The sequence below is a fragment of the Glutamicibacter sp. FR1 genome, assembly GCF_047300825.1.
In the GTDB taxonomy this organism is placed as follows: domain Bacteria; phylum Actinomycetota; class Actinomycetes; order Actinomycetales; family Micrococcaceae; genus Glutamicibacter; species Glutamicibacter nicotianae.
Window position 1 is genome coordinate 2,905,657 of record NZ_CP178602.1, and the last position, 12,608, is coordinate 2,918,264.

The window sequence follows — 12,608 nt, forward strand, 5'->3', positions numbered from 1 at the left end:
CATCTGGTTTCCAAGGCTTCAGCTTTTTGCACATCAATCCATCAATGCCAAGAAATCATCGGCATTAAGCGCAGCGCTCTGTGCTCCCTCGGCGGTGTCGCCCAAGACATCGTTGAACAGCTGAGTCTTCTTGGCCTGCAGCGCGAGCACCTTGGATTCGATGGTGTCCTTGGCTACCAAACGGTACACATAGACGGGCCGGGTCTGACCGATGCGATGAGCACGGTCAATCGCCTGTGCTTCGGCCTGGGGGTTCCACCACGGGTCAAGCAGGATGCAATAGTCCGCTGAGGTAAGGTTGATGCCGAATCCACCGGACTTCAGCGAGATGAAGAAGACCGGGAAATCCCCCTCGCTGAAACCGTCAATCAGTTCCTTGCGCTTGGGTCCACTGGTGGAGCCATCAAGGTAACCGTGCTCAATGCCCAGCTCCTCGGCGACGTCGCGTGCCCTGGACAGGAAGCTGGTGAATTGGCTGAAGACCAGGATCTTGTGTCCTTCGGAAACCGCATCCCCCATGAGCTCGCGCAGCATTTCCAGCTTCGCGCTGGGCGCATTGCCTTCGCCTACCAGCGAGGGATCCAAAGCCAGCTGACGCAGCAAGGTCAGCGACTGGAGAATCTGGAACCGATTCGAATCAACATCGCCAACCAGGCCCAGCACTTCTTGCCGCACGCGCTGGAAGCGGCGGTCATAGGCTTTCCGGTGCCCTGGCTCCAGCTCGACTTCCAGGACCTGTTCGGTCTTTGCCGGCAGCTCGGGAACGACCTGTTCCTTAGTGCGGCGCAGCACGAACGGTCGCAGACGGTTCTTCAAGCGTTCCATCCGTTCCTGGTCCCCGTCGACGATTGGCTTCTGGTAGTTGTCCTTGAAGGACTTCGCACCACCCAGCAGGCCAGGTGCGGCCAGCGAGACCAACGCCCACAGTTCCGTGAGGTTGTTCTCCATGGGCGTGCCCGTGACCACGAATTTGCACGGCACCGGCAGCTGCCGGGCCTGCTTGTAGCCCTTGGACGCGTGGTTCTTCAGCTGCTGGGCCTCGTCCATGATCATCACGTTGAAACCGGCAGCCTCGAAATCCTCATAGGCCAAGCGGAAGATCGTATAGCTGGTCACCACCAGCTGCGCATCACCGATCTGCGCAGCCAAATCCTGCCCGCTCTTCTTTGCCGTAGAGGTAATGCCAGTGACGCTCATCTGCGGGGCAAAACGCTGAGCCTCGTTGATCCAGTTGCCCACCACCGAAGTAGGGGCAAGCACCAGGAACTTCTGGCTGGGATCTTCAACGCGTGCCTGTTCCAGGCAGGCCAGCAGCTGCACGGTTTTGCCCAGGCCCATGTCATCGGCGAGGACCCCGCCCAGGCCATGGGAGCGCAAGAAGTCCAGCCAGGACAGCCCACGGCTCTGGTAGGGGCGCAACTGCGCATTGAAGGTATCCGAGAGCTCAACAGGCTTCATCTCTTCGCCGCCTTGCAAAGCCTTCATGGTCTGCAGCCACTGGTTGTGCTGGGCTTCGATAATTCCCAGATCCACCAGTTCCTGCCACCAGTCGATGCTCAACTTGTGGATGCGAATCGTATCGCCCTGCACCGTGCCCAGCTCCCCGGCTTCGGAGATCAGCTGGCGCAGCTGGGCAAAGTCCGCACCATCAATCGGGATCACCGTCAGGTCATCGAGGATGAGGTATTCATCTTGCTTGGTCAGTGCTTCGAGCAACAGCGCGAACGGCACCTTGATCTCGCCGAGGAGCACTTCCACGGACAGGTCGAACCAGTCCCCCGTGCTTTCACCCGCTTCGACGCTGACGGTGGCCGGGGCATCGCTGATCCGGTACTTGGGCAGCCGGTTCTGCTCCTCGATGATGACATCGGGATGCTCTTCCAGCAGTGGCAGTGCGTGGACCAGAAAGTCGATGGATTCAGAAGTACTGAATTCCTTCGGCGGGAAAATACCTGATGAGGTCAGCTTCCCCAGCGAACCCAGCTCGCCGAGCTTGTCCTGCACCGAAGCGGCAATATCCTTTTCCACGGCATGCTGGCGAGGTCCCTTGGTGGAGTACTCCCAGGAATAGCGCACGGTCAGCGGGGTTTGGATGCTCTCCAAGGACAGCTTGAGGCTGGGCCGCGCGGGTACCGGGATGCGGTAGCTGCCATTTTCGCTCTTCAGCGGCGCCATCAAGCGCAATCGGTCCACATGCTGGGTCTCGAAAAGATCGATGGCTCCATCCGGAACGATGTGCGCACCGGATTCGATGAACGCCGCCAGTTCCTTCGTGACCGGTTCAGCGAACTGCGCCAAGCCGAGTTCCTTGGCCTTCGGCAACGGGCTGGTAGCGTAGGCCAGCAGGGTCGGCGGCGTACCGATCGGCAAGAGGTGGTGGTGCTCTTCGTGCGGCCCACGCAGCTTGCCTTCCATGCGCAGGCCCTGCTCAGTGCGGCGCACATCCACGTGGGCCATGGCAGGTTGCGCACTGAATTCCACCGGGAGCTTGGCAGCGGAACCGCCGTTGACGATCTGCACTCCGGCGTCGCGCAGGGCCTCGAAGGCATCCAGCAGGTCTTGGCCAGGCAGATCCATCAGCGAGATCCAGTCCTTGGGATCCCATGAATGCCGGTAGGTGTTCTGTTCCACGTGTTCGCGCAATCGGTCCAGTTCAACGACCGCTCGGCGCTGCTTCTTGGAGAAGCGCTCATCGAAGGCGACGTTGCGCCAGCTGACTCCGGTCTGGACCCAAGGGCTCTTGGTGCCTCGGCGCGCCGGCCGCGCCTGCAAGGTCAGCGCGTCCGCGCCGCCGTAGCGGGGTTCGCTGACCACTTTAAGGATCAATCCCAGCGGTTCCTCGTCAACCAGTTGCTCATCTGGAATTGCTGGAAGCAGACGGTCAAGGGTTCGTTCCCACTGCGGCTTGCTGTTGCGTTTCCATGCGAAAGGGTCCGCGCCGGAGTCGGAGACGAAGAAGCCCTGGTCCTCTTCGGTGGTGACTTCAATGAGCAAGGCGGCGACATCCTCGCAGGATTGAACGCCCGGATGCTTGCTGCAGAAGCTGGTGAAGCTGATATTGCCGCGGTTGATTTGCAGTTCGGCCATCACCGATTCGCGCAGCACCATTGCGGAAATGCGGGAAAATCCCGGCTTCATGTCCCGGTGGACGATCTCCACTTTTCCGGAATCGCAGAGGAACTGGCCCAGATTGTATTCGGATTCGGTCACCAAGGTCTGGGCCGCAGAAAGTGTCAGCTGGAATTCCATACTCGCCGTTCATTGTTCGTGCAGTGGGTGCCCGAGAGCTCGATTCCATCTTAGCGAGCAGCCAGACAAGATGCCCGATGACGAAAAGTTACCCCTGCCCTTTACACGCTGGCACCGCAGCCGATAGAAAAGAACTACAGAATCACGAGTTCCGCTCTTTGAGCCCTGGCTGAGCGGACGGCAACCCTCCTGCGTCATTGTGCGGGGTGCCCCAGGTGAAGATTCGACGCATCTTGAACGCCAAGGTGCGTAAGCGATGGCGCCCCTTGCGCCAGAAAGGGGATCAATTCCTCATGTCTAATGCAGCATCTACCCTGACCGTGTCCGAAGACCGCGCACAGCGCCTGCAGGAAGCAGGCAAGGGCTGGGGCGAACGCATCTCGGCGGCCCCGCAAAGCGCCAAATTGACCTTTACCGTTCAGGGCGAGGGTTTCGATTCGGTAGCCAGCAACATTGTCTCCGGGAAGCACACCTTCCAGGTCGACGAGCCAGCTGCCCTGGGTGGCAATGATGTCGCGGCAAGTCCGGTGGAATATGCGCTCGGCGCGCTGATCTCCTGCCAGGTTGTGGTCTACCGCTTGTACGCGCAGAACCTCGGCATCCAGGTGGATGAGGTCAAGATCCAGGCCAACGGCCACCTCGATGTCCGTGGCCTCTTCGGCATCGACAAGTCCATCCGCCCGGGCTTCTCATCGGTAGAACTGGATATCCAGATCTCCGGCCCCGAATCGGCCGAACGCTATGAAGAACTGCGCCAGGCAGTGGATGCCCACTGCCCGGTACTGGACCTGTTCGCCAACCCGGTACCGGTGACAACCGCGGTGAGCATCGCCAGCTAGCAAATACGGCAATGGCGCCCCGGGGCCGGATCGGAAAATTTCCGAACCGTTATGCGGGGCGCCATGCGCGTGCTGAATTCTTGCTTATCCTTACCGCGTCTGCGAGTAGAACCAGTTGATGTGCTCTTCGAGCAGCTGGGCTGCCCGTTCACGCTGATTCGTCGCAAAAGCGTGGTGGATGGCCTTGTGCTGGCGGCGCAGCACGCGCACCACCGGCTGCCAGGCCTCGTCGCTGGGCACCGAGTCGGAGACGTAGTCGCTGATCGAATTGCGCAGCGATTCCATCATCGATTCCACCACCGAATTTCCTGCCATGGATGCCAGGCGCACATGGAATTCGGCATCAATGCGGTGGAAGGCTTCGCGCGAAAGCTGCGGATCATCCATGCGCATGATCAGCACCGCGGTGCGGTCGATGACCTGCTGGGCGTAAACCGGGTCGCGGGGGTTCATTTGCGCGGCCCAGGTTTCCAGCAGGATGCGCGACTCGACGATCTCGCGGACGTTGATGCCCTTGGCCGCCAAGTGCAGCCGCAAGGCCTGCGAAATGCCGGCCGAGGGGTTGGAGATGATCACCGCTCCGGAGTTGGGCCCGGAGCCGGTAGACGTCTTGATAATGCCCATCACATCAAGGATGCGGATGGCATCGCGGACCGAAGCCCGCGAAATCCCATGCCGCTCCGCGAGCGCACGCTCGCCGGGAAGCTGGTCCCCTACGGATAGCTTCTCTGTACGCAGATCTTCTTCAATTGCCTGGAGAACGATCTGGTACGCACGCGGAGCTGGATTCATTGACATCGGATCTATTTTAGCCGGTCAGGGCTACGGCAGCATCCAGGACAGTACCGGGGTGGACTGCAGGTAAACCAAGCAGCACAGCACCAGCAGCATGCCTACGGACCAACCGGCAACCTTCTTCAGGATCACCGATTCCTGGCCTTCCATCTTCACCGAAGTGGCGGCGATGGCCAGGTTCTGCGGCGAGATCAGCTTGCCGACCACGCCGCCGGAGGTGTTGGCGGCAACCAGCAGGGTCGGATCGATGCCGGCATTGACGCCGGCGGTCTGCTGCAGCTTGGCGAACAGCGCGTTGGCCGAGGTGTCCGAGCCGGTCACCGCGGTGCCGATCCAGCCCAGGATTGGCGAGAGGAAGGCGAAGAACGCGCCGGTTCCCGCCAGCCAGGTGCCAACGGTGATGGTCTGGCCGGACAGGTTCATCACGTAGGCCAAGCCCAGAACCGACAGGATGGTCAGTGCCGCGAAGCGCATGTTGTAGATGGTCTTGCCGATTTCGGCGACGCCCTCGGCGAAGGTCATCTTGTATTCGCCGTTGCCGTCGTTCTTCGAGTAGACCAGGGCCACGATCAGGCCGGTGATCAGCAGCAGGGTGCCCGGGGAGGACAGCCACTGGAAGTTGTAGATGGTGGAGGTGACCGCTTCGCCTTCGGCGTTCAGGATCTTGCCATCCAGGCCCGGCCAGCCGAACTTGATGTCGGTGCTTGCCAGCCATGCAGGAATGTCCACGCCCAGCTTCCACAGCTTGGCAACGCCGAAGATGACGATAACCAGCAGGTACGGGAACAAAGCCATCCAGGTGTTGCCCATGTGCAGCTTGGTGTTGTCCTCATGGGGAACTGCTGCGGCTTCAGCGGTCAGTACGCGCTGGCGAGCCTCATCGGCACCCTTCGGGGTCCAGAAGCGAAGCAGGATGACGGCTGCGGCCAGGCCAACCAGCGACGCGACGATATCGGTCAGCTCGTAGGAGAAGTAGGTCGAGCACAGCCACTGCGCGACACCGAAGGAAATGCCGATGGTCAGGGTTGCTGGCAGGGTCTGGCGCATACCGCGCCAGCCGTCGAGGATCAGCACCAGGATCGATGGCACGAACAGTGCCAGCAGTGGCGATTGGTGGCCGACAATGGCACCGATGTCAGCAGCAGGGATGCCGGTCAAAGCACCAGCGGTGGTGATTGGGATCGCCACGGCGCCGAAGGCTACTGGGGCGGTGTTGGCGATCAGCACGGCGCAGGCAGCGCGCAGCGGGGACAGGCCCAGGGCCAGCAGCATGGTGGCGGTAATCGCCACCGGGGCGCCGAATCCGGCCAGCGCTTCAAGCAGGCCGCCGAAGCAGAAGGCGATCAGCACTGCCTGGATGCGCACATCGCCGCCGCCGATGACGTCGAATACGCGACGCAGGTCCTCGAAGCGGCCCGACTTGACGGTGACCTGGTAGAGGAAGATCGCCATGACGACGATCCAGACGATTGGGAAGGCACCGAAGACCATGCCCATCAGTCCGGAATTCAATGCCATTCCGACTGGCATGTTCCAGCCGAAAATGGCGACAATAATAGCTACAACTAGCGAGCCAAGGCCTGCCCAGTGGGCCTTGACCTTGATAACTGCCAGGAGCACGAAAAATGCTACAAGCGGGATCAGCGCGACAAGTGCTGAAACAGCAATGCTCCCCGCAATCGGATCCGTGGATGGTGTAAACACGGTGTGGGCGTCCTTACTCGAGGTGGTCTGACCATATGTGGTCCGACCACCAAGAGTACAAGGTGAGAGCCATCACAACAAGTCTTGACTATCAAGAAGCGGGTGGAATAGCATGGTCTGACCACACCCTGAAAGAGTCATTTATTATGCGAATTGCTCTCTTTGCCACGTGCATTGTGGATGCTATGTATCCGGAAACCGCCAAGTCGACCGTGAAAATCCTGGAACGCTTGGGCCATGAAGTCATTTTCCCCAAGGCGCAAGCCTGCTGTGGGCAAATGCATATGAATTCCGGCTATATGCCTGAAGCGCTGCCCGTTGTCGAAAACCACATCAACGCCTTCGACACCGAAGACTATGACGTCGCGGTCGCCCCCTCGGGTTCCTGCGTCGCTTCGGTCAAGCACCAGCACCCCTACCTGGCCGAGCGCCTGGGCAAGCCCGAGCTGAAGGACCGCGCAGTTGCAGTCGGCAAACGCACCTATGAGCTGAGCCAGTTGCTGGTGGATGTCCTGGGCATCACCAACGCAGCAGAGCAGCTGGGCAGCTACTTCCCGCAGACCATCACCTACCACCCTTCCTGCCACGGCATGCGTTCGCTGAAGCTCGGCGACCGCCAGCTGGATCTGCTCAAGACCGTCGGCGGCATCACCGTCAACGAGCTGCCGGAAGCCGACCAGTGCTGCGGCTTCGGCGGCACCTTCGCGATCAAGAACTCCGATGTGTCCTCGGCAATGCTCGAAGACAAGATGAAGAACATCTGCTCCACAGGCGCCTCGGCCTGCGCGGGCGGCGATGCCTCCTGCCTGATGCACATCGGCGGCGGCCTTTCGCGCACAGGAGCCAAGCCAAAGACCTTGCACCTGGCCGACATCCTGGCCAGCACCATGGAAGAGACGGTGTCACTGTGACTCAGGTATTCCTCGGCATGCCAGCCGGCGGACAGGGCAACCTGTTCGAGACCGAGCCCTTCCCCAAGGCGGCGCACCGCGAACTGGGCAACACCCAGATGCGCAAGAACCTGCGCCACGCCACCCACACCATTCGCGACAAGCGCCTGAACGTCGTGGGCGAACTTCCTGACTGGGAAGAACTGCGCGACGCCGGCAGCGCAATCAAGAACACGACCATGGCCAACCTCGAAGATCGGTTGGAGGAGTTCGAGAAGAACTTCACCGCCCGCGGAGGCATTGTCCACTGGGCACGTGACGCGGCCGAAGCCAACAAGATCGTCACCGAGCTGGTCAAGGCCACCGGCTCGAATGAGGTCGTCAAGGTCAAGTCCATGGCCACCCAGGAAATCGGCCTGAACGAGCACCTGGAAACCGAAGGCATCGACGCATTCGAAACGGACCTCGCCGAACTGATCGTCCAGCTGGGCAACGACAAGCCAAGCCACATCCTGGTTCCGGCCATCCACAAGAACCGCACCGAGGTGCGCGACATCTTCCTCAAGGAGATGCCGGTCGTGGATCCGGACCTGACCGACGAGCCAGCCAAGCTGGCCGAGGCCGCCCGCAAGCACCTGCGCAAGAAGTTCCTCTCCGCCAAGGTCGCCATCTCTGGTGCGAACTTCGCGCTGGCTGACACCGGCACCCTGGGCGTTGTGGAATCCGAAGGCAACGGCCGCATGTGCCTGACCCTGCCAGAAACCCTGATCACCGTCATGGGCATCGAGAAGGTCCTCCCGCACTGGGAAGACATCGAGGTCTTCATGCAGCTGCTGCCACGCTCCTCCACCGGCGAGCGGATGAATCCATACACCTCTCTGTGGACCGGCGTGACCGAAGATGACGGTCCGCAGAACGTGCACATCGTCTTGCTGGATAACGGCCGCACCCGCGCGTTGGCTGACCGCTTCGGCCGTACCGCACTGAACTGCATCCGTTGCTCGGCGTGCATGAACGTGTGCCCGGTCTACGAGCGCACCGGTGGCCACGCCTACGGTTCGACCTACCCGGGCCCAATTGGCGCGATTCTTTCGCCATTGATGACCGGCATCGAGGTCGAGGAAAACGGCTCCCTGCCATACGCCTCCTCGCTGTGCGGCGCCTGCTACGACGCTTGCCCGGTGAAGATCAACATCCCGGAAATCCTCGTGCACCTGCGCGGCGAAGATGTGGATGCCAACCGCGATAAGCACAAGCTCCCTACCCAGATGGATCTGCTGATGATGGGCGGATCCTGGGCGTTGGGCAAGGGCAAGAACCTGGGCCTGCTCGAAAAAGCCTTGCCACTGGGACGTTTGGCTGCTGGCAAGGATAAGAAGATCAAGAAGCTTCCGGGTATCGCCGCAGGGTGGACCCAGAGCCGCGACATTCCAGCCCCGCCAAGCAAGTCCTTCCGCGACTGGTGGAGCGACGAGAAGGAGTCCAAGTGAGCGCAAAAGACGAAATCCTAGGACGGATCCGTTCAGCGTTGGCCGACGCTCCGGTCGCCGATGAGATTCCCCGCGAATACCGCAAGACCTCGGATATGGGCGAAGCCGAACTCATCGAGCTGCTGGTCGACCGCCTGGTCGATTACAAGGCCGGCGTGGACGTCATCAACGCCGCGCAGATCCCGGAATTCGTGGCCGCCAAGCTGGCCGGCGCCTCCAGCGTCGTCTACCCGCACGGCCTGGACACCAGTTGGCTCTCCGCGCTGGGCGAGAGCGTTGAGCAGCGCGTGGATGCCCCGGGCGCACGCCTGGGCATCACCGAGCTGGATGAAACCAGCGCCGTGGTCACCTCCTCGGCAGTGTCGGTTGCCGAGTCGGGCACCATCATCCTTGATGGCGAGCCGGACCAGGGACGCCGGGCGATCTCCTTGGTGCCAGACCACCATGTGTGCATCGTGCCGATCTCCTCGATCGTGCGCCTGCTGCCGGAAGCCATGCCTCGGCTGACGATCAGCCGTCCGCAGACCTGGATCTCCGGTCCGTCGGCCACCAGTGATATCGAGCTGGAACGCGTCGAAGGCGTACACGGCCCGCGTACGCTGGACGTCCTGATGGTCCGCGGCCTCTAAAGCCAGCTCACCGAACTATCGCGGCCGGTTCCCCTCCTAAACCTCCAGGGAACCGGCCGCGAGTTGTTAATGCCTTCCAGCTGCCATTGCCGGTTACTGCCCGGCAACGAAATCTTCCAAGCCGGCTTCAATGCGCTCACGCGCCGCGAAGACCGCCGAGGACCGCCCAGCCTCGAACATCTGGCGGAAGCGCGCCGGCGGGATGGAAACGCTCAGTCCCGCGACCACCTCGCCGGCCCCGCCCCGGATGGCCACGCCCAATGCGGTGGCGCCGATTTCAGTCTCTTCCAAGTTCACGGCAAAGCCCCGCCGGTTGGCCGTAATAAGCTCCTGCTTGAAACCGGCAAACCAGGACTGCGGCAAGTCGGTGCCATTGATTCTCGATTTGAGCAGGTACAGAGGTCCTTGACCGCTGGGAGACCCAGCTGGGCGAGCATGGCCTTCCTGGCAGAGGCGGAATGCGCCGGCATCACCTCGCCTTGCCGATCCCCCACGCGCCTTGGACGGTGGCCCGGAAACGCGCTTGCGTGCCCGCGCGGACCATCAGGTTCACGGTCTCGTCCAGCTCATGGCCCAGTGCCTGCAGGTGCGGATGCACGCGGCGGCGATGCTCTGCCGTCCAGCTCATTCCCGTCGGTGCCATGCCCAAGGCCGGACCGGGAATGTATCGATGAGCGGCATCCTGGTCGGCAAAACCGCGGTACACCAGCATGGCCAGGAGCCGGTGGGCCGTGGAACGCGCGATGCCCTGATCCAGTTCCTGGCGCAGGACCCGGACTCGCCGCTACGGCGGTTCACGCCGGCCGGCGCAGATGTCGACGTGGTGTTCGACCTGCGCAGCGTGCACCAGGGTTCGCACACCGAGACCACCGTTGCGGATCTGCCGGCGCTGCTGGTTCCGGCCAAGGGCAAGTACGGCCTGCGCGACTATGAAAAGGCCTTTGCCTCGCACCTGGTTGATGGCGGGGAGGAAATCTACGAGGTTCGCGGCATCGACCGTGCCACCGGGGCGCTGGTGGTCGTTCGCCCGGACCAGTACGTCGCCATGGTGCTGCCCTTGGACGGCACCTCGGCTCTGACGGAGTTCTTCGCCCGATTCATGGCCGGAACCGTGGTGACTGCCTGACGTGAGGCTCGTCTTGTGCCCTGCACCACTGTCATGAATGGCAGTTGTGCATGGTGCGCTCTGCTTACATGGGTAGGTAAGCAGAAGAAATAGATGCGAAAGGCCGGAATGCGGCAAGATCAGGACCTCCAGTCTCGGGCACATGGCGTTCCCGATCCTGCTTTGCGCTTCATAGGCTTCCTCTCCTTCTTCGACCGCTATGGCACCCCGCCGATGCTGGTCGCTTTGTCGGTCGGCACCTCGCTCAGCTTCGCGCAAGCGGTCCAACTGGTAGCGTCCTATGCCTTGTTCTATGCCATTGGCCAGCCGATCTGGGGCATGCTCAGTGACCGCTTCGGGCGCTTGGCGGTGTTGCGTGCTGCGCTTATCGGTGCCGCGCTGGCCGCAATCGCAAGCATCCTGTTTACCAACTACCTGCCGCTGCTCATTGCCCGCTCCGTCACCGGGCTCATGTTCGGTGCGCTGTACCCGACCCTTTTGACGCTGTTGGGCGATACCCGCACCGGCGTGGAACGCGCGCGGGGCCTTTCCGACCTGCAGATCTATTCCTCGCTGGGCACGACCTTGGCGACGTTAGCTTCGGGAGCATTGGCGTCCTTTGTCGATTGGCGGCTGGTGTTCTTCTTGCCTGCACTCGGTTGCATTGCTGCCCTGTATTCCCTGCGGAAGTCCGCAGAGCCGGAGCGTTCCCGGTCCGGGTTCAATTTCCGTGCCGCGTTACGTCCAATGAATTTGGCCCTCTATGGCATCGTCTTCCTCGAAGGCGGCCTGCTGATGGGCTTGCTGACCTATATCGTCCCGGCCTTGCAGGAATCAGGTGTCTCCATCGGGCTGGCCGGAGCGCTGGGCTGCGCTTTCGCTTTGGGAGTCATCTTGGGCGCGCGCTTGATGCGCCAATTGGTGGCACGTTTCAGCCGAACGTGGCTTATCGGCGCTGGCGGACTGGTGCTTTGCGCGGCGTTCCTCCCTTCAGCATTCGCACCATCCCCCGCCTCGTACACCGTCACGGCATTCCTGCTGGGCGCCACGAATGCCATCATGCACTCGTCCATGCAGGGCTGGGCAACCGATATCTCGCCAGACGCGAGGGCCACCACCGTTTCGCTCTTCGTCTTTGCCCTGTTTGCCGGAGCTTCTGCGGCGACCTACCTCACCGCGGATCTGGCGCAGCATGGCGGCTACGGCCAGATCTTCGGCTTCGGGTTGGCATTCAGCCTGCTGCTCGTGGCGTTGGCGACCGGCACCCATGCGCTGTGGCGCCGAAAGCATCCTGAAAGCTAGGCATCCTGACAGGTTCGCGCCTTCATTTCGTTGCGGAAAGTTCCTATCGCTCAGGCGCTTTGGCCATCTGCATGAGAGAATCTTGAACTAGGCGCATGAGCTTCACGAACGGAAAGCAGGTTGTCATGACCAGTCCAAGCGAAGAACCGAGAAACCCTTATTCTTCGGGACAGCAGGGGCAGAACCAGCAGTACCAGCAGCCTGGCTACTACGAGCTCAATGGCGTGCCTCAGCAGCCGTACTACAACCAGCAGGCTCACAGCCAGCCGGGTCCATATCCCCAGGGCAACTTCGGCTATCCGCCTGCAGCCCATTTCGAAGGCGCCCAGTTGGCGCAGACTTCGATGATTCTTGGCATCTTGTCCCTTTTCGTTGCAGGCGTGATTCTTGGGCCGATTGCTATTTCCAAAGCCAACAAAGCCGAGAGAGAATTCAACACGGCAGCCACGGTCGGCAAGGTGACCGGCTGGATCGGCACCATTTTCGGCATCCTTTGGGTTGCGTATTTCGCCCTCATGATCTTCGGCGCTCTGATGTTCTCCATGGAACCGTCATTCAGCGAGTTCTAGGCACCTCGCAATTACGCTCTTAACGGCAAAGCCCCC

General features: G+C 61.5%; 12 protein-coding genes and 1 riboswitch. Of the genes, 7 read left to right on the forward strand and 5 right to left on the reverse strand.

Annotated features, from left to right (window positions below; genetic code table 11):
• Nucleotides 1–33: 33 nt before the first annotated feature.
• On the reverse strand, nt 34–3,249 hold the full coding sequence (locus tag ACLQ8T_RS13970; RefSeq protein ID WP_413454992.1) for a DEAD/DEAH box helicase: 3,216 nt from the start codon (nt 3,247–3,249) through the stop codon (nt 34–36).
• Nucleotides 3,250–3,389: 140 nt separating this feature from the next.
• Nucleotides 3,390–3,511, forward strand: a riboswitch (SAM riboswitch).
• A gap of 31 nt (nt 3,512–3,542) precedes the next feature.
• Between ACLQ8T_RS13970 and ACLQ8T_RS13975 the strand changes: the two genes are divergently transcribed.
• Nucleotides 3,543–4,088 (forward strand): OsmC family protein, encoded by a 546-nt coding sequence (locus ACLQ8T_RS13975; RefSeq protein WP_204722969.1) that lies wholly within the window; start codon nt 3,543–3,545, stop codon nt 4,086–4,088.
• Between the two features lie 90 nt (nt 4,089–4,178).
• On the opposite strand, the gene ACLQ8T_RS13980 is transcribed toward ACLQ8T_RS13975, so the two are convergent.
• Nucleotides 4,179–4,886, reverse strand: a complete 708-nt coding sequence (locus tag ACLQ8T_RS13980; protein WP_204722970.1) for a FadR/GntR family transcriptional regulator — start codon at nt 4,884–4,886, stop codon at nt 4,179–4,181.
• A 24-nt stretch (nt 4,887–4,910) separates the two neighbouring features.
• Complete coding sequence (locus ACLQ8T_RS13985) at nt 4,911–6,587, reverse strand: L-lactate permease (protein WP_413454993.1); 1,677 nt, start codon at nt 6,585–6,587, stop codon at nt 4,911–4,913.
• A 146-nt stretch (nt 6,588–6,733) separates the two neighbouring features.
• On the opposite strand from ACLQ8T_RS13985, the gene ACLQ8T_RS13990 reads away from it, so the two are divergent.
• Genes ACLQ8T_RS13990 through ACLQ8T_RS14000 form a run of 3 tightly spaced genes read left to right on the forward strand, consistent with a single transcriptional unit; the run spans nt 6,734 to nt 9,596 of the window.
• Entirely contained in the window at nt 6,734–7,498 is a 765-nt protein-coding gene (locus ACLQ8T_RS13990) for a (Fe-S)-binding protein (RefSeq protein WP_073707794.1), read from the forward strand.
• A gap of 17 nt (nt 7,499–7,515) precedes the next feature.
• On the forward strand, nt 7,516–8,967 hold the full coding sequence (locus tag ACLQ8T_RS13995; RefSeq protein ID WP_413456413.1) for a LutB/LldF family L-lactate oxidation iron-sulfur protein: 1,452 nt from the start codon (nt 7,516–7,518) through the stop codon (nt 8,965–8,967).
• On the forward strand, nt 8,964–9,596 hold the full coding sequence (locus ACLQ8T_RS14000; RefSeq protein ID WP_413454994.1) for a LutC/YkgG family protein: 633 nt from the start codon (nt 8,964–8,966) through the stop codon (nt 9,594–9,596). Before ACLQ8T_RS13995 ends, ACLQ8T_RS14000 begins: the two co-directional genes overlap by 4 nt.
• Before the next feature lie 93 nt (nt 9,597–9,689).
• Here the strand turns inward: ACLQ8T_RS14000 and ACLQ8T_RS14005 are convergent, their stop codons facing one another.
• Both ACLQ8T_RS14005 and ACLQ8T_RS14010 read right to left on the reverse strand, forming a co-directional pair.
• Nucleotides 9,690–9,893, reverse strand: coding sequence for an IclR family transcriptional regulator C-terminal domain-containing protein (locus ACLQ8T_RS14005; RefSeq protein WP_413454995.1), 204 nt, complete (start codon nt 9,891–9,893; stop codon nt 9,690–9,692).
• Nucleotides 9,894–10,065: 172 nt separating this feature from the next.
• On the reverse strand, nt 10,066–10,365 hold the full coding sequence (locus tag ACLQ8T_RS14010) for a helix-turn-helix domain-containing protein (RefSeq protein WP_413456414.1): 300 nt from the start codon (nt 10,363–10,365) through the stop codon (nt 10,066–10,068).
• On the opposite strand from ACLQ8T_RS14010, the gene ACLQ8T_RS14015 reads away from it, so the two are divergent.
• The 3 genes from ACLQ8T_RS14015 to ACLQ8T_RS14025 all read left to right on the forward strand — a co-directional run bounded on the left by ACLQ8T_RS14015 (nt 10,267) and on the right by ACLQ8T_RS14025 (nt 12,572).
• Complete coding sequence (locus ACLQ8T_RS14015) at nt 10,267–10,722, forward strand: hypothetical protein (RefSeq protein WP_413454996.1); 456 nt, start codon at nt 10,267–10,269, stop codon at nt 10,720–10,722. The genes ACLQ8T_RS14010 and ACLQ8T_RS14015 overlap by 99 nt on opposite strands.
• Nucleotides 10,723–10,815: 93 nt before the next feature.
• The gene (locus ACLQ8T_RS14020; protein WP_413454997.1) at nt 10,816–12,003 is read left to right on the forward strand and encodes an MFS transporter; all 1,188 of its coding nucleotides are present in this window, start codon (nt 10,816–10,818) and stop codon (nt 12,001–12,003) included.
• Nucleotides 12,004–12,128: 125 nt separating this feature from the next.
• A complete protein-coding gene (locus ACLQ8T_RS14025) occupies nt 12,129–12,572 on the forward strand; it encodes a hypothetical protein (protein ID WP_413454998.1) in 444 nt (147 codons plus the stop codon).
• Nucleotides 12,573–12,608: the final 36 nt, after the last annotated feature.